Raw genomic sequence first — 23,370 nt, forward strand, 5'->3', positions numbered from 1 at the left:
GGGGTGAGGGGTGAGGGGACGTTATGATTAAGAAAGCGATAGCACGGGTGGTGGAACGGGAGGATCTCTCCCAGTCAGAGATGATCCAGGTCATGGACCAGATCATGTCCGGTGAGGCGACACCGGCGCAGATTGCGGCATTTATCACCGCTTTGCGTATGAAGGGGGAGACGGTGGCTGAAATCGCCGGTGCCGCACGGGTGATGCGTGACCGGGCAACCCGGATCAGAGTGGGCAAAAACGTGCTCGACCTGGATCGTGATGACATCAACATCGACCTGGAAACCATCCTGGATGTGGTGGGTACCGGCGGCGACGGAACCAACACCTTCAATATTTCCACCACCGTTTCTTTCGTCGTTGCCGCCTGCGGCGTCAAGGTCGCCAAGCACGGCAACCGTTCCGTTTCTTCAGCTTGCGGCAGTGCCGATGTGGTTGAAGCGCTGGGAATAAGCCTTGAAGTGACGCCGGAAACCGTTGAAAACTGCATCAATGAAGCGGGGATCGGTTTTCTCTATGCCCCGGCACTGCACGGCGCCATGAAATTTGCCATCGGCCCGCGCAAGGAAATCGGCATCCGCACCATCTTCAATATTCTCGGCCCACTGACCAATCCGGCCGGGGCACCCTGCCAGGTGCTGGGGGTCTACCGGGAAGAGTTGGTTGAAAAACTGGCCCATGTCCTGAAAAACCTCGGCTGCGACGCGGCTTTGTCGTTTATGGTATGGACGGCATGGACGAGATCACCCTGACCACGGAAACACGCATGGCCGAGGTAACTCCCGAAGAAGTGAAGACCTGGCTGTTCAAGCCGGAAGACCTGGGGTTCGCTCGCTGTGCCATGGACGATCTGCGCGGCGGCGATGCCGTGGCCAACGCGGTAACGGTGCGGGGCATTCTTGAAGGGGAGAAAGGACCCAAGCGTGACGTGGTCCTTATCAATGCTGCTTTCGGACTTGTTGCCGCCGGCAGGGCGGCGAACCCGGCCGAAGGGGTGAAACTGGCCGTCGAGGCGCTAGATTCCGGAGCAGCACTGGCAAAACTGGAAAAACTCAAGGCACTGACCAACGCATAGCAGGCGGATCATTCATGACTGATGCACCGGACATTCTAAAGAAAATCGTCGCCCATAAAAAGATGGAGCTTGCTGCCGTGAAAGGGGCAAGGCCTCTGGCGGAGGTGCAGGCGCGCCTTGCCGACCTGGAAGACCAGCCGCGGGGGTTTGAGCAGGCATTGAGAAATGCCGGCGAATCCGGTTGGGCCGCTATCATCGCCGAAGTCAAGAAGGGTTCTCCGTCAAAGGGTTTGATCCGGGCCGATTTCGATCCGGTGGAGATTGCTGCCGTTTATGAAAAAAATGGTGCCGCCTGCCTGTCGGTGCTGACCGAAGAACATTTCTTCCTTGGACACTTGAGCTATCTGGCTCTTATTCGTGAGCAGGTGGGCTTACCCCTGCTGCGCAAGGATTTTATCTTTGACCCATACCAGATCTATGAGGCCCGTGCTGCCGGAGCCGATGCGGTTCTTCTCATCGCTGCCATGCTCGATATTCACCAGTTGCGGGACTTGTCGGCCCTGGCAAAAGAGTTGTCCCTTGACGTGCTGCTTGAGGTCCACGACCGGGCCGAGCTGGAAACGGCACTTGAAACCGACTGCACCCTGATCGGCATCAACAACCGGAACCTGCGAACCTTCGTCTGTGACCTTGCCGTTACGGAAGGCCTCGCTCCGCTGGTTCCGCCGGAGAGGCTGATTGTGGCGGAGAGCGGTATTCATTTCAGGGCAGATGTGATTCGTCTGCAGCAGGCCGGCGCCGGTGCTTTTCTTATCGGGGAGTCGTTGATGCGGGAGCCGGATATGGGGGCGAAGCTGCGGGAGCTCCTCACAGAGTAGCAGGTTAAGGGACATTTCTGGCTGTGCTATAATAAAGCATCAGCTTATTCCCGAGGGGTATACACAAATGACAAAGGTGAAAATCTGCGGTATAACCACTGTTGCCGATGCCATGATGGCGGTGGAAGCTGGCGCCGATGCCCTTGGTTTTGTTTTTTACGATCAATCTCCCCGTAATCTTGAGCCGGCCCAGGCAGCTGAAATTATCAGGGTGCTTCCACCGTTTGTCCAGGTGGTGGGCCTGTTTGTCCATGCGCCCCTTGATTTTATCAATACTGTTACCGACCGCTGTCGTCTGGATGTGGTGCAGCTCCATGGCGATGAGCCACCGGAATTCTGCGCCGGGGTCAACAGGCGTGTTATCAAGCTTTCCGGATCAAGGACATCACCAGCCTGGACCACATGGATGAATACAATGTGGCCGGATATCTGCTGGATGCCTGGTCACCAAAGCCTTCGGCGGTACCGGCGTCACCTTCAACTGGGATACGGCATTGATGGCCAAGAAGTTTGGCCCGATCATCCTTGCGGGAGGTCTGACCCCGGAAAATGTGGCGGAAGCCGTCCACTACGTGTCTCCATATGGGGTCGATGTCTCAAGCGGTGTGGAAGCGGCCCACCGGGTCAAGGATCCGGAAAAGGTGCGGCAGTTCATCCAGCGGGCCAAGGAATGTTTAGGTTCTATGTAAAGTTCGAAGTTCGGAGATTGATTTAAACAAAGGAAGGAAAGAGCAATGAAGGTTATCGTAACAGACGAGGTGGCGCAGGAAGGGTTGGAGCTGTTGAAGAAAGATCCCCGGGTGGAGCTGGATATTCGTCTCGGCCTGAAAAAAGAGGAGTTGCTGGCACTTATCGGCGACTACGAGGTGATCATCACCCGCAGCGGAACCACCGTGGACAAGGACCTGCTGGATGCGGGCAGGAATCTGAAAATGGTGGCCAGGGCAGGAGTCGGTATCGACAACGTGGACGTGGATTACGCCAGCTCCAAGGGGGTTATCGTTGTCAATGCGCCATTCGGCAACACCAACAGTGCCGCCGAGCATGCCATGGCCCTTTTGCTTGCCTTCTGCCGCAATATTACCAAGGCCAACGCCAGCCTGAAAAACGGCGAATGGAAACGCGCCCCCTTCACCGGTGTTGAGCTGAAAGGGAAAACCGCCGGAGTCATTGGTCTGGGCAAGGTTGGCGGCCGGGTCGCCACCAGGCTCAAGGCCTTTGAATGCGAGGTCCTCGCCTGCGATCCTTACATTGCCGCCAAACGCGCCCATGATCTTGGTGTGAAGCTGGTCTCCCACGACGAGATCTACAAGAACTGCGACATCATCACCTTGCACACACCCTTGAACGATGAGACCCGCAACATGATAGGAGAGCGGGAGCTTTCCATGATGAAGCATGGCGTTATTCTGATCAATGCTGCCCGCGGCGGCATTATCACTGAAGGGGCGCTTTTGAATGCCCTTAAAAGCGGTAAGGTCTATGGCGCTGCCATGGATGTGTGGAGCGAAGAGCCGCCGAAGAGCGAAGTCCTCAAAGAACTGATTTCCCAGGAAAGGTTGGTTGTGACTCCACATCTGGGCGCCAACACTTTCGAAGCCCAGATCAACGTGGCGGTCGACGTATCCAAGGAGATCCTCAACTATCTGGATGAACAGCCCCTGGAGAATGCCGTCAACATTCCCCGTTTCGACATGGCGCTCATGGACCAGATGCGGCCGTTCCTCAACCTGATGAGCGTGCTCTCCGACTTCGGTATCCAGCTGGTGGACACCAATATAGCCAAGGTTATCTTCAGTTATTCGGGCAACATTGCCCATTACGACTGCTCTCCCCTCAGTGTCTGTGGCCTTTCGGCACTACTCAACCGCCGGGTGGACCAGGACGTCAATCTGGTCAATGCCAGTCTTGTTGCAGAGCAGATGGGCATTGTCGTAGAGGAGACCAAATCGACCCAGGCCGGGGCCTTCTCCAACCTGATCACCCTCATTGTAGAAGTGGAGGGGGGAAAACGTCGCACGGTTTCCGGTACTCTTTTCGAGGGAGCACCGCGTATCGTCCGTCTGCGGGATTATTCCATGGATTTTGCTCCCGACGAGCACATGCTGCTTCTCAATTACACCGATCGTCCGGGTATGATCGGCCAGATCGGCACCATCATGGGCACCCATGGCATTAACATAGCCTCAATGAATCTGGGACGCCGGGAGAAAAAGGGGGAAGCGATGGTCATCCTTTCCCTGGACTCTGCAGTGCCGCCCGAGGTGGTTGAGGAAATGAAAACAGCGATCGATGCCACTTATATCCGTGCCATCCACATGCGCACGGTGAAGTGCAATCGGGGCTGCTGTGCCTGAAAAAAACAGTGAATGGTGAATGGTGAATGGTGAAAAAAAGCCCCGCGGGAATTCCGGCGGGGCTTTTCTTATCACCAATCACCAATCACCAATTACCGATCAAGCTGTTTTTCTCCCGCCACAGGCCTTGAGGCTGGCGTGTGCCTTGCGCAGGATAGTCTCGGTAGTCTGCCAGTCGATGCATTTGTCGGTGATGGATACGCCGTACTTCAGTTGGGAAATGTCCTTTGGCATCGCTTGATTTCCCCCTTCCAGATAGCTTTCGATCATCACCCCGGAAATGGAGGTGTTGCCTGCAGCAATCTGCTGGACAACACTTTCCAGCACCATGGGCTGTTTTTCATGGTTTTTCTCGGAGTTGCCGTGGCTGCAGTCGATCATGATGGTCGGCAGGAGACCGGCGGCTTTGAGCTTTTCTTCGGTATTGCGGATGTCTTCGGGAGAATAGTTTGGTTTTCTTCCACCCCGCAGGACCATGTGTACGTCTGGATTGCCGGTGGTCTGGACGATGGAAGTAAGCCCTTCCCGGTTGATGCCCAGGAAGCTGTGGGAATGTCTTGCTGCGATCATGGCGTCTATGGCGATCTGAAGGTTGCCGTCGGTGCCGTTCTTGAAGCCGATGGGGAAGGAAAGGCCGCTGGCCAGTTCGCGGTGGGTCTGGGATTCAGTGGTGCGTGCGCCGATGGCCCCCCAGGAGAGATGGTCGGCCAGGTATTCAGGGGTAATAGGATCGAGCATTTCGGTGGCGACCGGTATTTTCATGGCGATAATCTCGGTCAATAGCCTTCTGGCAGTGCCCAGCCCCTTGGAAATGAGGTGGGTGCCGTTCATGTCCGGGTCGTTGATCAGCCCCTTCCAGCCGACGGTTGTTCGCGGCTTTTCAAAATACACTCGCATGATGAGGAGCAACTGATCTGAAACTTCGGCAGAAAGCTTGGCCAGTTTTGCCCCATACTCAAGCGCCCCTTTGATCATGGATGGAACATGGCCCGACCACCACCATCAGGCGTGGATCCTTGCCATGCAGGATGTTCTTGATACTCTCCCGGCTGGCGCTGACGAATTCACTGGCTTCGATGGAAAGGGGGAATACCTGCCGCAGATCGGTGGGGGCGATGATGGGGGTAATGCTCTTGATTTTCAGGTTGTTGGTCTTGATCATGGCTGTTCCTTTGTCGACTTAGGGTGAGAGCTGCGGTACTCTAGCTCTTTTGACCTGAAATGTCAACGAAATCGCCATGATGGGAGAGGTTGCAGTCGCAGGTCAGCCTAAATCAATAGTGGACAAGTTTGTGGATTTGGCTCCGGTTGTTTTCATCTCAGCCATTGCCTTTGCGCTGTCGCCAGGCTTGAGATCCACTCCACGGACGGCATCTTCCAGTAAGGTTACGGAAAATCCCTGCCGCAGCGCTGCCAATGCCGACTCTTTGATGCAATAGTCGGTGGCCAGTCCGCCGATGAATATTGTATTCACATCAAGACGCCGTAAAAGCTCAGGAAAAGGGGTGCCGGAATCGTCGACGCCGTCAAAGGCAGAATAGTCATCCCGTGATGGATCCATGCCTTTGGAGATGATCGTAGCCACCTCCGGCACCTTGAGGGCAGGATGAAATTCCGCTCCTTTGCTTTCCATGATGCAGTGTACCGGCCAGGCACCGCCAAAGGCCTCGAAGTGCGACGTTTCTTGCGGGTGCCAGTCCTGGAAAAGAAAATGGGCAGGTTCTTATTGAGGAACAGCTCGCAGTATCCGTTGAGAGCCGGAATGATTCGGTCACCTTCGGCCACGGCCAGCATCCCGCCCGGGCAGAAGTCATTCTGCACATCCACAATCAGCAATGCCGGCTTCGTTTCATTTTTGACTGACATAAATACGCTCCTTTTCACGCTCGTGGAAAAAAATCACCATGCCGCCTTTATATCGGACAAAACTCCTGCTATTATTGATTTGTTAAAATTTGTAAATTAATAAAATATCAGGAGTATGCTGGTTTTTGCTTGCAATCTCTTTCCAGGAGGGGCCATGTACAAGTCACAGACGCTCATTCATCATTTTCTTGAGACTAACGCAATTGTCAGGCCTGTCAAGATCGCCTTCGTCCATGAGGACTTGAGGGTCAATTACTTCCAGATCAACAACAATGCCAACCAGTTCGCAGCACATTTGATGACTTGTGGGGTCTCTCGTGGCGACAGAGTCATCATTTTCGTGGAGAATGGCCTTCAGTATCTCATCAGCTATTATGGTACCCTGAAAGCGGGAGCCGTTGCCGTGCCCCTGAGTACGGACCTGCACCCGGACCGCCTGAAATTGCTGCTCAATGAGCTTCAGCCCGGAGCAATTGTCACTGCGTCCAGGCATGAGAACATTTTTTTCGATCTTTCATCCGGATTGGAAGGGAGCAAGCTGAAGGCACTCCTGATAAAGGAACCATCGCGTAATTTCTGCAACGTCACTTTTGCCGTCACCCCGTGGGAAGATATCATCAGCAATGTCATAGCCGACAACCCGGCGATTCCCATGCACCCGGACGAATTGGCAAGCATCGTCTATACTTCGGGGTCCACAGCCGTGCCCAAGGGGGTTATGCTTTCCCACCGGAATTGCGTCTCAAATACCCATGCAATCATCCAAGCTCTCGGGATCACAGAATCCGATATCCAGATGAGTGTGCTTCCCTTCCACTATGTGATGGGAAAATCGCTGGTTAACACCCATTTCGCCGCCGGCGGGACGGTGGTCGTCAACAACAAGTTTGCCTTTACCGGACAGTTGATTGAACAGATGGTGAAGGAACAGGTGACCGGGTTCTCCGGGGTTCCCTCCAGCTATGCCTATCTGCTTCAGCGCTCACCCCTGTTGCAGTACCGTGACCGGCTCGGTTCTCTGCGCTATTGCTCCCAGGCGGGGGGACACATGTCAAGGCAGTTGAAGGAGGAACTTTTGCAGGTGCTGCCTCCCCATACAAGGCTTTATATAATGTACGGCGCCACCGAGGCCTCGGCACGCCTGACCGTGCTGGAGCACGAATCACTGCGGACCAGGATCGACTCCATCGGCAGGCCCATTGCCGGCGTCACGCTGCGCGTTCTGGATGAGCAGGGGAGGGAGCTGCCGGTAGGGGAGACGGGCGAACTGGTGGCCGCCGGCCCAAACATCATGCAGGGATACTGGAAGGACTCCGTTCATACGGCGAACGTTCTGGATGACAATGGTTATCATACGGGAGATCTTGGTTACCGAGACCGCGAAGGATACTATTTCGTGGTGGGCCGGAAGGATAACCTGCTCAAAATAGGAGGCCACCGGATAAATCCACGGGAAATAGAAGAGGCCATGATGTCCACAGGCCTTCTGGCTGAGGTGGCGGTTGTCGGTGTGCCTGACCTGCTGTTGGGGCAGCGGCTGCTGGCAGTGGCTCGCCCCTGGAGAAGGGGTGCTCGGAGAAGGAGATTCTGAACCGCTGTGTAAAATTGCTTCCCAGATACAAACTGCCGGCCGAAGTAAGGCTCATGGATGCCCTGCCGAAAACGGCCACTGCAAAAATCGACTATCCGAAGTGTGCGGCGGTGGTGCAGGATGCCGGCATGGCTACGTTGAGCGCAACCATGCTGGAGGCAAAGCAGGATCAGGATGTCAAGCCGGATGTGGCAATCATTTCCGGGACCGGGTCCCATGGGTGAGATACGAACTTAAGCCTGCTGCAGCTCTTCCATAAGCCTCAGACGCAGATCATGAATCCCGCAGCTGATGGAAACCTTGTAGGTGTGGGGATTGATAAAGCGCAGACATCCCTGGGGGAGGCAGGCGAGCTGCCGGCGGCAACGGTCCGCAAGCTGATCCAGAGTTGACGAAGAGCCCGTCCTTTTGCCCTCTTCCATAACAACTGTACGCAGTTCTGTTAAACGCACCCCTGTGGGAATATGGGTAAACTGCAGCGGGTTGACCGGGTTGTAGACCTTTCGGCCGATTTCGATCTTCTCGTCAGCCAGGGCAATAATGTCCATGATGCAGGAACCGTCCTCTGACAATGCGCGCAGCAGTTTCTTCCGGTCGGGGAGGGTTGCTTTGGCAATATCGCTGGTCACCTTGAGCTTGGGTTGTGCGCCGATCCTCACTAACTTGTAGACACCGCCGAGGGCTCCTCCTCCATCTCCCATGCCGGTGGCCAGCTTGGTTCCGACTCCATAGATGTCCACCTTTCCCCCTTCGGAAAGGATCGATTCGATGACGTATTCATCCACTTCGTTGGAGGCGACGATCTTCGCTTCGGTAAAACCGGCTTCATCGAGCATGTGTCTGGCCTGCCTGCTCAGGTAGGCCAGGTCGCCGGAATCGAGGCGCACCCCGACCAGTTCATGTCCTTTGGCACGCAGTTCTCCGGCGACGGTGATGGCATTGACCATGCCGCTTTTGAGGGTGTCATAGGTATCGACCAACAGGATGCTGCTGTCGGGAAAGACATCTGCATAGGCGCGAAAAGCGGTCAGCTCGTCGGGAAAGGCCATGATCCAGCTATGGGCGTGGGTCCCCTTTACCGGAATGTCATACTGCATACCAGCCATGACGTTGCTGGTGCTGCGTACTCCGCCTATATAGGCGGCCCTGGCGACGCTTGAACCGCCATCGGGCCCCTGGGCGCGACGCAGTCCGAACTCTATTACCTTGGCATTTCCTGCCGCATGGGTGATGCGGGCTGCTTGGTGGCGATAAGGGTCTGGAAGTTGATGATGTTGAGCAATGCCGTTTCCACGAACTGGGCTTCGGCCAGGTTCCCTTCCACGGTCAGAAGCGGCTCGTTGCCAAAGACAACGGTCCCTTCGGCAGGGGCCGTTATCCGCCCCCTGAAACGGAAGTCCCGGAGAAACTCAAGGAAACGGGGGCGAAAGAGATTGAGTCCCTTTAAATAGGCGATTTCCTCTTTATCAAAGGCAAGGTTTTCCAGATAGGTGAGAGCCGTATCCAGCCCGGCGAAAATAGCGTAGCCACCCTTGAACGGGTTCTGGCGGTAGAAGAGATCGAACACCGCCGGCGTTTCGTGCATTCCCTCCTCAAGGTAGCCCGCCAGCATCGTCAGTTCATATAGATCGGTGATCAGGGGTGAAAATCGCATCTGTGTCTCCTTTTGATCAAGAACTATAACACATCTTCCTGCTCTGTCATGGATAGAACTGTGTTGACATGGGAAGGGTGAAAGGTATAGTTGACATTCATAAATTTCATCCCTGGCGGAGGGGGCGACAAATGAAAAGAAGGACATTTCTCAGGCTTTTAGGGATTTCGGCTGTTTTCCATCAATGGCTGCTCAGGGATCTTATGGCCGCCGGCAGTCCGGTGGTAGCTGTTGCCGAGGGGAAGGACCATGCTCAGGTAACGAGAAATGCCATTGCTGCCCTCGGTGGTATGAACAGGTTCGTCAAAAAAGGGGATGTGGTTGTGGTCAAACCCAACATGGGATGGGACCGGAACCCGGAGCAGGCAGCCAACACCAATCCCTTGGTGGTGAGGGCGGTGGTTGAAGAAGTCCTGCGCGCCGGAGCAAAAAAGGTAAAGGTCTTCGACCGCACCTGCAATGACGAGCGGCGCTGTTATGCAAACTGCGGTATACCGGCGGCACTTAAGGGAATGAAAAAAGTTGAGGTGAAGTACATGGATAGCGGCCGCTACCGCAAGGTGCCCATCAGGGGAGGAGTGTTGAGCGAGTGGGACCTGTACGACGAGGTGCTCAAGGCCGACGTCTTTATCAATGTGCCTGTTGCCAAGCATCATGGGCTAACCAAACTGACCCTGGGGCTGAAGAATGTCATGGGGGTGATGGGAGGCAACCGGGGGAGCATCCACAAAAATATCGACGCGGCGCTGGCAGACGTGAACAGCGTGCTGAAAACACACCTGGTGGTGGTGGATGCCACAAGGGTGCTGACGGCCCACGGTCCCCAAGGTGGCGATCTTAAGGACGTGAAAATTCTCAATAAAGTCATAGCTTCCACGGACATAGTTGCTGCCGATGCCTATGCGACCACTCTTTTCGGTTTGAAACCAAAGGATATTGCTGTAACTGTTGCCGCCAGCAAGAGAGGACTCGGTGAAATGGATCTGAAAAAGGTGACAATAGTTAAAGCATGAAGAAGATCAATCCCGCCCGACTGAGCCAGTTGCTGTTTTTAATCCTGTTTCTCTTTTTGTTCGTTCAGACCGAATATCGCGGCAACGACACCATTCCTGCAGCCATAAACAGCTTTTTTCGGGCTGACCCGCTGGTGCTGGCCAGCTATCTGGCAGCTGTCCGATCTTTTACCTGGCTGCTGTTGCCGGCGCTGCTGGTAATCGTCTTCACCCTGATCCTGGGACGTTTTTTCTGTGGCTGGATCTGCCCCCTGGGCACCTTCCTCGACCTGATCACCGGCTGGATCAAAAAAACGGCGCCGCTCAAATTCCTGAAAGGAAATCTTAAATACTGGCTGCTCCTTCCCCTCCTTTCTTTGGCCCTGTTCAATATCAATCTGGCGGGAGTTCTGGATCCAATAGCCATTTTCCTAAGGGCCCTGACCTTTTTCTTCTATCCACTCATGGGTGATGCCGTGCGCCAGGGCTGGACGAAGCTTTACTATCTGGTGGGTGAGCAGCGCGATTTTCTCGAACCGGCTTACGGGGTGATACGCGACCACCTGCTTCCGTTCCGGGAAACTTTCTATCCGCTCGCTTTCGTTTCGGCCTTGATGTTTATCGCCATCATCTTTCTCGAACGTTATGAACGGCGCAACTGGTGCAGGAATATCTGTCCCTTGGGCACCCTGCTGGGAATGGTCGCCCGTTTCTCGCCTCTCAAAAGAATGCCGGTCGATCTTTGTCCGGACTGCAAGGCCTGCAGTACCGTCTGTCCCACTTCCTTCGACAGGGAAATCCTGCAGCAGGATGAATGCATCCTCTGCATGGACTGTCTTCGGGCCTGCCGCTTCCGGAGGATCAGTTTCAACTTCCGGTTCCTGAGTAAAAACGATCAACCATATCTCCCCGCGCGGCGGGTCCTTCTGGGGGGACTGGTATCCGGCTTTTTCCTGTCGGGTTTCTTTCGCTTCCGCCACCCCGAAGCGGAGGCTTTGGTGCTAAGGCCACCGGGGGTCAGGGATGAGGGGGAATTCCTGAAGAAGTGCGTTCGCTGCGGCGAGTGTATGAAGGTCTGTCTTAAAAGTGCTCTCTATCCTGCCGTCATGCAGTCCGGGCCAGAGTCCCTCTTCACTCCTGTCGTCATTCCTCGACTGGGTTACTGCGAATACAACTGCACCCTCTGCGGCCAGGTCTGCCCCACTGGGGCAATTCCCAATCTGCCCGTGGCCGAAAAAAAACTGGCGGTCATAGGCAAGGCTGTATTTGACAAGAACCACTGTCTCCCCTTTGCCCGCAAAACCAACTGCATTGTCTGCGAGGAGCACTGCCCCATACCGCAAAAGGCCATCAGATCCGAATCGGTAGAAGATGTTGATCTGAACGGCAGGAAGATCCTGCTTCAGAAGCCGTATGTGGTGGATGAGCTGTGCAACGGCTGCGGTATCTGCGAGAATGTCTGCCCATTGGAAGGAAAAGAGGGGATTAAGGTATTTGCCGTCAAAGATCGTTCACCGCTTAAAGCAGATCCGGAAAAAAGGGAAGCTGAAGATCCTTATGGGGGCGAGAAAACCTGATCTACTTCTGTTACATGCCGATGAACTGAAGAAGCGCGGCTGCCAATTCCTTATCCGTTGCCAGCAGCAGTTCATACTCCTTGAGGGCAGAGTCCCGGTCTCCCAGACCCGCAAAAACGATGCCCCTGTTGTAACGGGCGTTTGTATCATCAGGTTTGAGACGAAGCACCTGGGAATAGGCATCGAGTGCTTCCTCAAACTCCCCAGTCTCCCATATACTGCTCCAAGGTTGCTGTAGGCAACCATCAGGTCGGGATCAAAAGTAAGTGCCTGGCTGAGGAATCCGGCCGCTTCCTCATAACTGCCGCTGAAGGCTTTGGCCGTGCCCAGGCTGAACCAGGCGACAGCATCGTCGGGGTTTACGGATATTACCTTTTGAAACGCCTCGGCGGCCTCTTCATACTGCCCTTGGCCATTCAGCTCCAGCCCTTTCTGCATCCATTCGGCTGCACCAAGGAACTCGAACCCCTGTTCTTCCTCGATTGTTGGTTCCTTTTCCACCAGGGCATATGCTGCCGGCAAGGCCATCAACGGAATGAGACAGCTCCAAATAAAAGTAAGGATAATTGTTTTCATTATTTTTCCCTCATTTGTTTCCAGTATAGCAAAAAAAACGATAACTTCAGTTGGAGAAGGATTTTTTCTGGAAACAGAGGGAGGATTCTGCTAAGAGACTGATGTGAAGTTCGTAAAAGATGGAGGATAACCGGTGAAGAATGTAGTGATTATAGGATGTGGAGATATTGGCAAGCGTGTTGCCGCTATTTTCAAGGAGACAGGAGCAACCATCACCGCCCTTTCACGGGCAGAGGCAAAGATGGGGCAGCTGCAGGCACTTGGCATTCGGACGATCTCGGGGGATCTGGATGATCCCGCCTCCTTGGCAGATCTGCCGTTAAAGGATGCCCTGGTTTATTACCTGGCTCCTCCGCCGGGTGGGGGTTACCTGGACTCACGCATGCGCAACTTTTGTGCAACCATAAAGGCAGAAAATGGGCCGCGCCGGATTATATACATGAGCACCAGCGGTGTTTACGGCGACTGCGGGGATGCAGTCGTCACCGAAGAAACTCCACCCAATCCGCAGACGGCCCGGGCAAAGCGGCGCTTTGACGCCGAAACAGTGCTTCAGGGCTGGGGGAAGGAACAGAAGGTCGAGGTCATAATTCTGCGGGTAACGGGCATTTATGGGCCGGGACGGCTGCCGGTCACCCAACTGGCCTCTGGGCAGCCACTCCTGTATGAGCACCTGTCGCCGCCAACCAATCGTGTTCATGCCGCCGATCTGGCCCGCATATGCGTTGCTGCAGCTGAAAAGGGGGAGGATGGAGATATTTTCAATATCAGCGATGGGCAGACCGGTACCATGACCCAGTACTTCAATGCCGCCGCTGATTTGCTTGGCTTTCCCCGACCCCGTCAAGTTTCCCTGGAGGAGGCGCACCAGGTGATGAGCCCGCTGATGCTCTCCTACATTTCCGAAACACGACGCATGGACAATGGCAAGATGTTACGTAAGCTGGGGGTCAAGTTGCTCTACCCTTCACTTGAGGAGGGTTTGAAAGCTTGTGTATAGCTTCATTGAATCGTCCGATCTTTTCTGGCCGTATCAATTTTGTTTTTCAAATCAGTAAGGATGGTTATTGTGAATCCGCCTGATAAAAGTGACTTCCCCGAGTGCATCCTTACCGGCCTTGGCGGCGAAGGATGCTCCCTTGGCATACTTGTTTCGACCACTTCGTGCCGGAAAGAGTTCTTTTCCTGGGATTTGACTTCATACATCAGCCCATCCGCCTTTTTCAACATTTCATCCACCGATGTCGGAGGGCAATAATAGGTTACCAGGCCGACACTGAAGCTGACCGGCCAGTTCCTTGCCCCCATCCGTTCCATAAGCCTCTCCTGCAGCTTGACAACGGCTGATCGAGCGTCTGATGCGCCGGTTTCCGGCAGGAGAACGACGAACTCGTCCCCACCGATGCGGGCCACCATGTCTGCACAGCGCATATTTTCTACGATGGTACCGGCTACAACGCATAAAAGATCATCGCCCACATGATGCCCCTTTGTGTCGTTGATTGCCTTAAAGTTGTCCAGGTCCAGATATGCAATGCTGAAAAAGCGGCCATAGCGTCTGGATCTATTTATCTCCTGCTCTGCCATTTCATACAGGTAACGGCGATTCAGTACACGTGTCAGAGGGTCGATCCTGGCCAGTTGCTTTTCCTGATCATGCTTTTCCCGCAGTTGAGAACATCATCCCCAGAGGATCATATAACTGGATTCGATGATGAAGTCCCATGAATGGTGAAAAGTCGTGGTGGCAGGGTGAGTGAGAAATTGGTTGCATAGGCTGGCGAGGGCGGCATACAGGCAGATGAAGAAAACGGAGCGTTTGTTGACGAACCAGCCACAAGGAAAATCGGGATCAGATAAAAGAGAATAATCGAGAAATCGCCAGTTACGTAGTCAACGTAGGCGAGGATAGCCACTAGAATGTAACCGGAGAAAAGAAGCGAGATCTTGGATCTTTTTTCCAGATATTCAAAAACCCGGTTGTGGACGGCATCATACATAGAGATATGGCCTTTTTTGAATGATTGGGACTAATGAATAACAGACGCAATAAATCTGCCACCAATAAATCTCCAAGAAATATTATCCATTCCTCAGTAATAATTTTTGCTTGATTAAGGCCTGGGATGGCTTAAAAAATTCTTTAGTGATATAATTTAATGCTGCCAACTCCGGAAGATAGATTGTTTTTCAGTTTGATAGAAAAGTGAAAAGGTTGGAAATGACGGGTGGGTTATTAATGAAAAGGGAGAGTAATCATCAGAATTGCAGAAATTGGACAAATGCAGCCACGTATTATAACGGGAAGGCTCTGCCCCTCTGGCAAGAGAGAACCTTCCCGTGGCTTCTTTACTTTGTCCCGTGAGAGCTTATATCCAACCATCGCCCCCATCGTATTGAAGAGCTTCACCCTTGGTTTTTGGTGTCATTCTGAATTTTGCTTCCTTGGCACAGCATTTCAGCTTGTCCAGTGCCTCGTCCTTGGCTTCACCGAGTTTTTCACGAACCTCTTTTCCCGTTTTAGGGGTCAGAAGGAGAGTGACACCGGCAGCGATGACGGCGCCGGTCAAAAAAGCCAAGATTGCGGTGTTTTCGTTACTCCTGTTATTTGACATGGATAGAGCTCCTTTCGGTTCATTATGTAAAACTAGGAAATATTATTAACATATATTCTGTTTCAAGAAAAGCCCTGTTGTCATCTTTTTGTGTCCGTGAAAAGACCGCATTTTACTGGAAAAGACGGAGCAATCGTCCCTGTTTTTCCGACAGGTTTTTTTCTTGACAATCTACGGTGGGTGTTTTATATAGTGAGGTCTCTTGTCAACCGCCTTTGGTTAATTGAACAATTTAAGCATATTTCTAATATTTTGGCGGTGTAGCTCAGCTGGTTAGAGCATACGGCTCATATCCGTAGTGTCCGGGGTTCAAGTCCCTGCACCGCCACCAATTTAACCCCTCCAACGAGGTTTTTTTGTATCTGGAGCCGCATTTATTCATTGGGAATTTCGAGGCGATATTCATGTTGAGAAAGGTTAATAGCTACATAAGGGCACACAGGCTTATCAGCTCTGGCGATACGATTATCGTTGCCGTTTCCGGCGGTGCTGATTCAGTTGCCCTGCTGGATGTGCTTGCCAGCCTCAGGTCATCGAAGCTTCGTCTCATAGTAGCCCACCTCAACCACTGTCTACGTGGCAGCGAATCTGATGCAGACGAGGCATTTGTCCGCAAATTGGCCGGGAAATACGGCGTTTGCTTCGTGACAAAGGCTGTGGATGTACTTGCTCTTAGCCGAGAGAGTAAGATGTCCCTTGAAGAAGCCGGCCGCGTTGCCCGCTATCGGTTCTTCAAGGAGCTTGCCATAAACTGCAAGGCCCGGTCAGTTGCAGTTGCACACCATGCCGACGACCAGGCGGAAACAGTGCTGATGCGGCTTATCAGGGGCGCTGGGGGCAGCGGTTTGCGCGCCATGACCTCAACTACTGCCGGCTTGATCATCCGTCCACTGCTTTCGGTAACCCGCAGGGAAATTGAATCATACCTGGACAAAAAGGGACTTGGCTACCGGACCGACAGCAGCAATGCCGATCTCAATTTCCTCCGCAACCGCATTCGTCATGAATTGATCCCATTCCTCAGGGTTATAATCCAGCCATTACCGAGCGTTTGGCTACAACCGCCGTCGCTCTCTCCGAAGACGAGAAAATACTGGAGGCAGTTACTGCAACTGCGTTCGCCAACCATGCCTCAGTGGGATCGGGAGAGGTATCCATCTCAGTCGCTGGAGCGGATATGGAACCCAGGGGGATACGCATCCGCATGTATCGGCAGGCACTGCAGCAACTGAAAGGCGATCTGTCAACTATCAGCGCTGCACATCTCAACGATGTGGACCTTCTTCTTCTCTCACGCAAGCCAAGCGGCAAAGTCAATCTCAGCCGCGGAATTACCGTGATGCGCTGCTACGAAAAGCTTGCCTTCAGCAGTGAGAACTATACACTGCCGGAACAGTATGAACTTCATGTCGAGGGCCCTGGCAGCTACGCCATTCCATGTGGAGGCTCCTTTTCAGTTGAATTTGCTCACGCACCGGGGACCTGGAAAAATATACCGGCGCATGTGGTCTATTTAGATATGGATGCCGTGCCTTTCCCCTGGCAAATTCGCACCTTCAGGCCGGGTGATGCATTTTTCCCACTCGGCATGGGCGGGTCAAAAAAAGTCAAGAACCTCTTCATTGATCGCAAGGTACCCCTTCCGTCCCGGCGCCGCATACCGCTGTTCTTTTCCGGGGACACCCTGTTCTGGGTCGGTGGGGTCATGCCGGCAGCCTCAGGCAGGATAACGGCGGATACCACCTCGGTGCTGAAGGTTGAGATTCTTGACACGCCAGCTTAAGCACTTGTCAACAACTGTCCTTTATGGTAACTTTTCAACCTTATATGCGGCAAAATAAGCTTTTCAACCTATCACGGGGGTAAACTTGAATCAGTTTTATAAAAACCTGGCCCTTTGGCTTGTCATAAGCCTGATGATGATTCTGTTGTTCAATCTGATCAACAAGCCGAAACCATCCCAGGAAAAGTTGGACTACAGCGACTTCATAGAATCTGTGGAAACCGGCAAGATCAAGAATGTGGATAAGCGGGTGGCCAGCGTCACCATCCAGGGTAACGAGATCATCGGCAAGTTCAGCGACGGCAAGGAGTTCCGCAGCTACAAACCGGCCGACGCCAAGCTGACCGACCTCCTGCTGGCGAAAAAGGTTCCGGTCAACGCGCGACCTGAAGAAGAGAAATTTTCCTGGTTCTCTATATTTATTTCCTGGTTTCCCATCATCTTCCTCGTGGGGGTCTGGATTTTCTTCATGCGCCAGATGCAGGGGGGCGGCGGCAAGGCCATGGCTTTCGGCAAAAGCCGCGCCAAGCTCCTGACCGAATCTCAGGGACGAATCACCTTTGAAGATGTGGCCGGCATCGAAGAGGCGAAAGAAGAACTTGAAGAGATCATCTCCTTTCTCAAGGAGCCGAAAAAATTCACCAAGCTTGGTGGCCGTATTCCCAAAGGGGTCCTTCTCATGGGACCTCCGGGTACCGGTAAAACCCTGCTCGCCCGGGCCATAGCCGGGGAGGCGGGTGTCCCTTTCTTTTCCATCTCCGGCTCCGACTTTGTGGAAATGTTCGTCGGCGTCGGCGCCAGCCGGGTCCGTGACCTGTTTGTCCAGGGGAAAAAGAGTGCACCCTGCATTATCTTCATCGATGAGATCGATGCCGTCGGCCGTCACCGTGGCGCCGGTCTCGGGGGAGGGCACGACGAGCGCGAGCAGACCCTGAACCAGCTCCTGGTGGAGATGGACGGCTTTGAATCAAACGAAGGGGTCATTCTCATCGCTGCCACCAACCGCCCGGATGTCCTCGATCCGGCACTGCTTCGCCCCGGCCGTTTCGACCGCCAGGTGGTGGTGCCCCGCCCTGATGTGAAGGGGCGCGAGGCGATCCTCAAGGTTCACACCAAGAAAACACCCCTTGGCCCCAATATCGACCTGGCGGTCATTGCCAGGGGTACTCCCGGCTTCTCCGGAGCCGATCTTTCCAACGTGGTCAACGAGGCAGCTCTTCTCGCCGCCCGCAAGGACAAGAGCGTTGTCGATATGCAGGACTTCGACGATGCCAAGGACAAGGTCCTGATGGGGGTAGAACGGCGCAGCATGGTCATTTCCGATGAGGAGAAGAAAAACACTGCCTACCATGAGGCCGGACATACCCTGGTGGCCAAACTTATTCCTGGAACCGATCCGGTGCACAAGGTGTCCATCATCCCACGGGGCAGGGCGCTTGGCGTTACCATGCAGCTGCCCATAGAGGACAAGCACAGCTATTCACGTGAATCGCTGCTGGACCGTATTGCTGTTCTTCTCGGTGGCCGGGTGGCAGAAGAAATTATCTTCAGTTCCATGACCACCGGCGCCGGCAATGATATCGAACGGGCTACGGAGATTGCCCGGAAGATGATCTGTGAATGGGGCATGAGCGAAAAGCTTGGGCCGGTCAGTTTCGGCAAGAAAGACGAGCAGATCTTCCTCGGCCGCGAAATGTCCACCCACAAGAATTACAGTGAAGCGACAGCGGTTGAAATCGACGTGGAGATCAGGCGCATCATCGACGACAACTACGGCCGGGTATACAAGCTGCTTTCCGACAACATCGATACTCTGCACAAATTGTCCCTGGAACTGATCGAAAAGGAAAACCTGAGTGGCGATGAGGTTGACCGGATCATTCGGTCGGACGCGCCGGTACAGGCCATACCCGAGGTGACCCCTGCATAATGGCTGATTTCCCGCTTTCCTGGTCCATCGGCAGACGCACCATCGACCTTTCCGGACGACCTTGTGTCATGGGTATCCTCAATGTCACCCCCGATTCCTTTTCAGACGGCAACAGCTTTTTCAGTTATGAAAGCTGTTGCAGGGCACTGGAAATGGAAGCTCAGGGGGCCGACATCATCGACATCGGCGGTGAAAGTACCCGTCCCAATGCGCCGCCGGTAAGCGAGCAGGAAGAGCTGAACCGGGTTATCCCTGTGGTTGAAGCGCTGGCTGGCCGTCTTAAAATCCCCATCTCCATCGATACCTACAAGGCTTCCGTTGCCGAGGCTGCATTGGCAGCGGGGGCCGAAATCATTAACGATATCAGTGGTCTCACCTTCGACAGCCATATGGCAGGGGTCGTTGCTGCAGCCGGTGCCGGACTGATCGTCATGCACACCAGGGGGACCCCCCAGGAAATGCAGCTGAATACCACCTATGGAGATATTATTGCCGAGGTTTCGGCAACGTTGCGCTCGTCTCTAAAACTGGCTGAGGATGCCGGAATCCCGGCAGAACGGATCATCGTCGATCCAGGTGTCGGTTTCGGCAAGGACATGGAGGGAAACCTGGAGATCATTCGCCGCCTGGGCGAATTTTCAGAGCTTGGCCGTCCTATTCTTCTGGCCGCGTCCAGAAAGACCTTTATCGGCAAGATTACCGGCAAGGAACCGGCTGAACGCCTTTTCGGCACTGCTGCTGTAGTCGCTGTCGCCATTTACAACGGTGCTGCCCTTGTCCGGGTGCACGATGTCCTGGAAATGCGCGATGTTGCCGATATGGCCGGAGCGCTTTATGGGAAACGAAACTGATACAGCGGTTAGCATGGCAGCACCATCTGCAATCCTGACCACCAGGTAATGAATGACGGAATTTCCGCAAAATTTGAGCCTTATACTACAGACACTGGATATCGCACTTGCAGCCTTCGTCATCTACAGGCTAAGCCTGCTCATTAACGACGCACTGGCAGTACGAATCCTCGCAAGCCTCTCCCTGCTCCTTGTTTTCTCCATGGCCGCACGCCTTGCCGGCCTGCATACCGTGCACCTGCTGCTGCAGGCTGTAATTGCCTCCTCCTTCGTTGCTCTCGTTGTGATTTTCCAGACGGATATCCGGCTGGCGTTCGCTACCATGAATCGGGGGCGTCAGGGGAAAGAGCGGGAAGTGGAAGAGGTGGATTCCATTATCGAGGAACTGGCCACTGCTGTAGAGTCTCTCGCCGGCAGGCAGATCGGCGCATTGATAGTCATCGAGCGGTCAATGTCCATTGACAATTTCATTGCCGTAGGCACCGATATCGACGCCAAGGTCACCAGCGAACTGATTTCTTCCATATTTCTCCCCTATTCTCCCATTCATGATGGCGCGGTGATCATCCAGAAGGGGAAGCTGACCAGGGCCGGCTGTTTTCTGCCCCTGACCCAGAACCCGGATATCAGCAAGAATCTGGGGACCAGGCACAGGGCCGCCATCGGCCTGACTGAGCTGGTGGATGCCGTTGTGCTGGTTGTGTCGGAAGAAACGGGATCCATTTCGCTTGTCGTCGGAGGGCACAAATCGGATGATCTGGACTCCATCACTCTCCGCAAGGTGTTGCGCAAACTCATAGAACCCAGGTGGCTGTCATGACCATGGATCAGGCAGAGAAGAAAATCTTGCTCCGGGTTCTGTCCCTTCTGCTGGCGGTGCTTGTCTTTCTCTTCATCACGAGCGAGACCCAAGGCGAAAAAAGAGTGAGGGTGCCGGTGGAATACGGTAATGTGCCTGCCGGGCTGACACTGGTAACCCAGCCTCCGGCCTATGTTGAAATGGTTATAGCCGGTCCGCGCATTCTGCTGCTCAAGGCAAAAATTACAGGCTTGAAGGCGCAGTTGGACCTCCATGGGCTGCATGCCGGAGTGAACCGGTTCGCCGAGCCGGAGAAATTTATCCACCTGGATGATGAATTGCGGGTGAAAACAGTGTTGACGGCAGTTGTTATAATGGTTCAGCCATCGGAGCCAAAAAAGCCAGATTAAAAGGCAAAGCTGTAGTATATAAATTAGGTGTAGAGTAAAGTTTACTTCTCCTAAAAGCTCAGGAGGTTCAGACGATGAAAAAACTTTTCGGCACGGATGGCGTCAGGGGGGTGGCCAATGTTTACCCCATGACAACGGAAATGGCCATGCAGATCGGCAGGGCAGCCGCACATATTTTCAGGAACGGCAAGAGCAGGCACAGGATTGTTATCGGCAAGGATACCCGGCTTTCCGGCTACATGATTGAAAATGCACTGGTCGCAGGCATATGCTCCATGGGAGTGGATGTGCTTCAGGTGGGACCCCTTCCTACCCCCGGCATTGCAACATAACCTCTTCCATGCGGGCTGACGCCGGGGTGGTTATTTCCGCATCCCACAATCCATTTCAGGACAACGGCATCAAGTTCTTTTGCCGTGACGGTTTCAAGCTGCCCGATGAAATGGAACTGCGCATCGAAGAGCTCATTTTTTCCGGAGACATGGACTCCATGCGCCCCATTGCCAACGAAGTGGGCAAGGCATACCGCATCGACGATGCCGCCGGGCGATTCGTTGTCTTCCTCAAGAGCACCTTTCCCAAGGATATGGACCTGAGCGGCCTGAAGATAGTTCTCGATTGCGCCAACGGCGCCGCCTACAAGGTTGCCCCTGCCGTTTTCGAGGAACTGGGGGCCGAAGTGATCGCCATCGGCGTCAAGCCCAACGGCACCAACATCAATGCCGGCTGCGGCTCTCTGCACCCGGAGGTGATCAGCGCAGCGGTGAAAGAGCATGGCGCCGATCTGGGAATAGCCCTGGACGGCGATGCGGACCGGGTCATATTCGTCGATGAGTTCGGCAATGAGGTGAATGGCGACAACATCATGGCCATCTGCGCCACCGACATGCTGCAGAAGGGTACGCTGAATAAACAGACCCTTGTGGCCACCGTCATGAGTAATATGGGACTGGACATTGCCGTGAAAAGAGCAGGGGGGCGGGTGATAAAGACCGCTGTCGGCGATCGCTACGTGGTGGAAGAGATGCAGAAGGGGGGATATAACCTGGGTGGCGAGCAGTCGGGCCACATGATCTTCCTCGACCACAATACCACCGGTGACGGAATACTGTCCGCCCTGCAGGTGCTGGCGGTGATGCAGCGCCAGGGCAAGCGCCTTTCCGAGCTGGCCGAAGTGATGTTTGCCCTGCCCCAGGTGTTGGTAAATGTGCGGGTGGCGGAAAAGCGGGATGTGATGACCATCCCTGCAGTGGCCGGCCTAATCGGCGACATCGAAGCAAAGGTAAAGGACGAGGGGAGAATCCTCATCCGCTACTCCGGCACGGAGCCGCTCTTGCGCATCATGCTGGAAGGGCAGGACAAGTACCAGATTTCCGGCTGGGCCAAAGAGATAGCCGATCTGGTTGAAAAGAACATTGGAGGAAGTAAAGTTGGCTAGACTCGGAGTGAATATCGACCACGTGGCAACCATCCGCCAGGCAAGGGGGGGAGCAGAGCCGGACCCGGTGGCTGCAGCTGCCATTGCCGAGCTGGCCGGCGCCGACGGCATCACCATTCATCTGCGCGAAGACCGTCGCCACATCCAGGACCGGGACCTGCGTCTGCTGCGCCAGACGATCAAAACCCGCCTGAACCTGGAAATGGCAGCAACCGACGAGATGGTTTCCATCGCCCTTTCCGTCAAGCCGGACATGTGTACCCTGGTACCGGAAAAACGCCAGGAGCTTACCACTGAAGGCGGCCTCGATGTACGGCTACACCTGGATGCAGTCAAGGGAGCAGTGCAGAAACTCCAGGATGGAGGCTCATCGTCAGCCTCTTCATCGACCCGGACACCGATCAGATCAAGCCGCCAACAAGAGCGGCGCCGATTACATCGAGATACATACCGGCGCTTTTGCCGAGGCGTCCGATTGGAAAGCAGAGCAGGAAGAGTTGAAAAAGATCGAAAATGCCATCAAGCTGGCCGGAAAGCTGGGCTTGGGGGTCAACGCCGGCCACGGGCTCAATTACAGCAACATCAGGAAGATTGCCGCACTTGGGGGATCGAGGAGTACAACATCGGTCACTCCATCATTTCAAAGGCGGTGCTGGTGGGGTTGGATCGAGCGGTAAGGGACATGGTCGACCTGGTCAAATATTCATAACGAAGCCGTATTCGAGCCCTAACTGCGTTGGCTGCGTCGTTGGCTCCTCGACGTACCGATGTACGCCTCCGTCGCCTCCTCCTTGCCGCCTTGTTATCATCTCGAATCCGGCTCCGTCTGATCTGCTGCGTTACGCTCACCCTTCGTACCTGCGGCGTACCTGATGTACGCCTCAGTCCTCAGGACTCGCAAGCCTTGCAGCTGGAGCTTTTCTCGCATCCAGTGCTGAAAAGGCCCCTCTGCCGACCCCCCTCAATCCCCCCTATTCCATAGGGGGGAAGCGAACACAAGTGAGCAGGGGGTGATTCCCTCACCAATCACTCTTCACT

Annotated in this window: 18 protein-coding genes, 1 tRNA gene and 6 pseudogenes; 18 read left to right on the forward strand and 7 right to left on the reverse strand. The window is 54.3% G+C overall.

The window, feature by feature from the left end:
* Positions 1-23 precede the first annotated feature (23 nt).
* From trpD to serA, 4 genes and pseudogenes are all read left to right on the forward strand, one after another.
* Positions 24-1,075 (forward strand): annotated as a pseudogene (trpD, locus tag JCM15764_RS18175) (anthranilate phosphoribosyltransferase).
* Between the two features lie 14 nt (positions 1,076-1,089).
* On the forward strand, positions 1,090-1,893 hold the full coding sequence (gene trpC / locus JCM15764_RS18180) for an indole-3-glycerol phosphate synthase TrpC (protein ID WP_054698241.1): 804 nt from the start codon (positions 1,090-1,092) through the stop codon (positions 1,891-1,893).
* Positions 1,894-1,960: 67 nt separating this feature from the next.
* A pseudogene (locus JCM15764_RS18185) lies at positions 1,961-2,582 on the forward strand (phosphoribosylanthranilate isomerase).
* A gap of 45 nt (positions 2,583-2,627) precedes the next feature.
* Positions 2,628-4,250 (forward strand): phosphoglycerate dehydrogenase, encoded by a 1,623-nt coding sequence (gene serA, locus JCM15764_RS18190; protein WP_054698243.1) that lies wholly within the window; start codon positions 2,628-2,630, stop codon positions 4,248-4,250.
* A 99-nt stretch (positions 4,251-4,349) separates the two neighbouring features.
* Here serA and JCM15764_RS18195 read toward each other — a convergent pair.
* Together JCM15764_RS18195 and JCM15764_RS28830 are read right to left on the reverse strand one after the other, a co-directional pair.
* A pseudogene (locus tag JCM15764_RS18195) lies at positions 4,350-5,412 on the reverse strand (3-deoxy-7-phosphoheptulonate synthase).
* Between the two features lie 102 nt (positions 5,413-5,514).
* A pseudogene (locus tag JCM15764_RS28830) lies at positions 5,515-6,116 on the reverse strand (isochorismatase family protein).
* A gap of 154 nt (positions 6,117-6,270) precedes the next feature.
* On the opposite strand from JCM15764_RS28830, the gene JCM15764_RS18205 reads away from it, so the two are divergent.
* Positions 6,271-7,707 (forward strand): class I adenylate-forming enzyme family protein, encoded by a 1,437-nt coding sequence (locus tag JCM15764_RS18205; protein WP_243689381.1) that lies wholly within the window; start codon positions 6,271-6,273, stop codon positions 7,705-7,707.
* A gap of 53 nt (positions 7,708-7,760) precedes the next feature.
* Complete coding sequence (locus tag JCM15764_RS25055; protein ID WP_243689382.1) at positions 7,761-7,931, forward strand: hypothetical protein; 171 nt, start codon at positions 7,761-7,763, stop codon at positions 7,929-7,931.
* A gap of 9 nt (positions 7,932-7,940) precedes the next feature.
* On the opposite strand, the pseudogene JCM15764_RS18210 reads toward JCM15764_RS25055, so the two are convergent.
* A pseudogene (locus JCM15764_RS18210) lies at positions 7,941-9,361 on the reverse strand (nicotinate phosphoribosyltransferase).
* A 131-nt stretch (positions 9,362-9,492) separates the two neighbouring features.
* Here JCM15764_RS18210 and JCM15764_RS18215 point away from each other — a divergent pair.
* Entirely contained in the window at positions 9,493-10,374 is an 882-nt protein-coding gene (locus JCM15764_RS18215; protein ID WP_054698245.1) for a DUF362 domain-containing protein, read from the forward strand.
* Positions 10,371-11,930 carry a 4Fe-4S binding protein gene (locus JCM15764_RS18220; RefSeq protein WP_054698247.1) on the forward strand — a complete coding sequence of 520 codons (1,560 nt, stop codon included), beginning with the start codon at positions 10,371-10,373 and terminating at the stop codon, positions 11,928-11,930. Before JCM15764_RS18215 ends, JCM15764_RS18220 begins: the two co-directional genes overlap by 4 nt.
* Here the strand turns inward: JCM15764_RS18220 and JCM15764_RS30265 are convergent.
* Positions 11,865-12,506 (reverse strand): tetratricopeptide repeat protein, encoded by a 642-nt coding sequence (locus tag JCM15764_RS30265; RefSeq protein ID WP_439645333.1) that lies wholly within the window; start codon positions 12,504-12,506, stop codon positions 11,865-11,867. The two genes, JCM15764_RS18220 and JCM15764_RS30265, sit on opposite strands and share 66 nt — an antisense overlap.
* Before the next feature lie 133 nt (positions 12,507-12,639).
* Here JCM15764_RS30265 and JCM15764_RS18230 point away from each other — a divergent pair, with 133 nt between their 5' ends.
* On the forward strand, positions 12,640-13,506 hold the full coding sequence (locus JCM15764_RS18230) for an SDR family oxidoreductase (protein ID WP_054698249.1): 867 nt from the start codon (positions 12,640-12,642) through the stop codon (positions 13,504-13,506).
* A gap of 2 nt (positions 13,507-13,508) precedes the next feature.
* Here the strand turns inward: JCM15764_RS18230 and JCM15764_RS18235 are convergent, their stop codons facing one another.
* From JCM15764_RS18235 to JCM15764_RS18245, 3 genes are all read right to left on the reverse strand, one after another.
* A complete protein-coding gene (locus tag JCM15764_RS18235; RefSeq protein ID WP_054698251.1) occupies positions 13,509-14,093 on the reverse strand; it encodes a GGDEF domain-containing protein in 585 nt (194 codons plus the stop codon).
* 107 nt (positions 14,094-14,200) lie between these two features.
* Positions 14,201-14,506, reverse strand: coding sequence for a hypothetical protein (locus JCM15764_RS18240; RefSeq protein ID WP_054698254.1), 306 nt, complete (start codon positions 14,504-14,506; stop codon positions 14,201-14,203).
* A 369-nt stretch (positions 14,507-14,875) separates the two neighbouring features.
* Positions 14,876-15,121, reverse strand: a complete 246-nt coding sequence (locus tag JCM15764_RS18245) for a YtxH domain-containing protein (RefSeq protein WP_012648496.1) — start codon at positions 15,119-15,121, stop codon at positions 14,876-14,878.
* 254 nt (positions 15,122-15,375) lie between these two features.
* On the opposite strand from JCM15764_RS18245, the gene JCM15764_RS18250 reads away from it, so the two are divergent.
* The 9 genes and pseudogenes from JCM15764_RS18250 to JCM15764_RS18285 all read left to right on the forward strand — a co-directional run bounded on the left by JCM15764_RS18250 (position 15,376) and on the right by JCM15764_RS18285 (position 23,041).
* Positions 15,376-15,452, forward strand: a tRNA-Met gene (locus tag JCM15764_RS18250).
* Positions 15,453-15,525: 73 nt separating this feature from the next.
* A complete protein-coding gene (tilS, locus tag JCM15764_RS25070; protein WP_243689383.1) occupies positions 15,526-16,353 on the forward strand; it encodes a tRNA lysidine(34) synthetase TilS in 828 nt (275 codons plus the stop codon).
* Positions 16,299-16,904 (forward strand): tRNA lysidine(34) synthetase TilS, encoded by a 606-nt coding sequence (gene tilS, locus JCM15764_RS25075; protein ID WP_243689384.1) that lies wholly within the window; start codon positions 16,299-16,301, stop codon positions 16,902-16,904. The genes tilS (JCM15764_RS25070) and tilS (JCM15764_RS25075) overlap by 55 nt, the downstream gene beginning before the upstream one ends.
* A gap of 85 nt (positions 16,905-16,989) precedes the next feature.
* Complete coding sequence (gene ftsH / locus JCM15764_RS18260; protein WP_054698255.1) at positions 16,990-18,834, forward strand: ATP-dependent zinc metalloprotease FtsH; 1,845 nt, start codon at positions 16,990-16,992, stop codon at positions 18,832-18,834.
* A complete protein-coding gene (gene folP, locus JCM15764_RS18265; protein WP_054698257.1) occupies positions 18,834-19,685 on the forward strand; it encodes a dihydropteroate synthase in 852 nt (283 codons plus the stop codon). The genes ftsH and folP overlap by 1 nt, the downstream gene beginning before the upstream one ends.
* 52 nt (positions 19,686-19,737) lie before the next feature.
* The gene (gene cdaA, locus JCM15764_RS18270; protein ID WP_054698259.1) at positions 19,738-20,505 is read left to right on the forward strand and encodes a diadenylate cyclase CdaA; all 768 of its coding nucleotides are present in this window, start codon (positions 19,738-19,740) and stop codon (positions 20,503-20,505) included.
* Positions 20,502-20,894: a hypothetical protein gene (locus tag JCM15764_RS18275; protein ID WP_054698261.1), complete on the forward strand. Its 393-nt coding sequence runs from the start codon at positions 20,502-20,504 to the stop codon at positions 20,892-20,894. Before cdaA ends, JCM15764_RS18275 begins: the two co-directional genes overlap by 4 nt.
* 74 nt (positions 20,895-20,968) lie before the next feature.
* Positions 20,969-22,332 (forward strand): annotated as a pseudogene (gene glmM, locus JCM15764_RS18280) (phosphoglucosamine mutase).
* Positions 22,325-23,041, forward strand: a complete 717-nt coding sequence (locus tag JCM15764_RS18285; RefSeq protein ID WP_243689385.1) for a pyridoxine 5'-phosphate synthase — start codon at positions 22,325-22,327, stop codon at positions 23,039-23,041. Before glmM ends, JCM15764_RS18285 begins: the two are co-directional and overlap by 8 nt.
* Positions 23,042-23,370 lie beyond the last annotated feature (329 nt).

Source organism: Geotalea toluenoxydans JCM 15764 (assembly GCF_001311985.1).
Taxonomy (GTDB): Bacteria; Desulfobacterota; Desulfuromonadia; order Geobacterales; family Geobacteraceae; genus Geotalea; species Geotalea toluenoxydans.

Coding starts and splice junctions, on each gene's coding strand:
- JCM15764_RS25055 (WP_243689382.1), top strand. CDS start 7,761: ATGGATGCCCTGCCGAAAACGGCCACTGCAAAAATCGACTATCCGAAG.
- JCM15764_RS18205 (WP_243689381.1), top strand. CDS start 6,271: ATGTACAAGTCACAGACGCTCATTCATCATTTTCTTGAGACTAACGCA.
- JCM15764_RS30265 (WP_439645333.1), bottom strand. CDS start 12,506: ATGAAAACAATTATCCTTACTTTTATTTGGAGCTGTCTCATTCCGTTG.
- JCM15764_RS18220 (WP_054698247.1), top strand. CDS start 10,371: ATGAAGAAGATCAATCCCGCCCGACTGAGCCAGTTGCTGTTTTTAATC.
- JCM15764_RS18240 (WP_054698254.1), bottom strand. CDS start 14,506: ATGTATGATGCCGTCCACAACCGGGTTTTTGAATATCTGGAAAAAAGA.
- JCM15764_RS18215 (WP_054698245.1), top strand. CDS start 9,493: ATGAAAAGAAGGACATTTCTCAGGCTTTTAGGGATTTCGGCTGTTTTC.
- JCM15764_RS18245 (WP_012648496.1), bottom strand. CDS start 15,121: ATGTCAAATAACAGGAGTAACGAAAACACCGCAATCTTGGCTTTTTTG.
- folP (WP_054698257.1), top strand. CDS start 18,834: ATGGCTGATTTCCCGCTTTCCTGGTCCATCGGCAGACGCACCATCGAC.
- trpC (WP_054698241.1), top strand. CDS start 1,090: ATGACTGATGCACCGGACATTCTAAAGAAAATCGTCGCCCATAAAAAG.
- tilS (WP_243689383.1), top strand. CDS start 15,526: ATGTTGAGAAAGGTTAATAGCTACATAAGGGCACACAGGCTTATCAGC.
- JCM15764_RS18275 (WP_054698261.1), top strand. CDS start 20,502: ATGACCATGGATCAGGCAGAGAAGAAAATCTTGCTCCGGGTTCTGTCC.
- serA (WP_054698243.1), top strand. CDS start 2,628: ATGAAGGTTATCGTAACAGACGAGGTGGCGCAGGAAGGGTTGGAGCTG.
- cdaA (WP_054698259.1), top strand. CDS start 19,738: ATGACGGAATTTCCGCAAAATTTGAGCCTTATACTACAGACACTGGAT.
- tilS (WP_243689384.1), top strand. CDS start 16,299: ATGGAACCCAGGGGGATACGCATCCGCATGTATCGGCAGGCACTGCAG.
- JCM15764_RS18235 (WP_054698251.1), bottom strand. CDS start 14,093: ATGGCAGAGCAGGAGATAAATAGATCCAGACGCTATGGCCGCTTTTTC.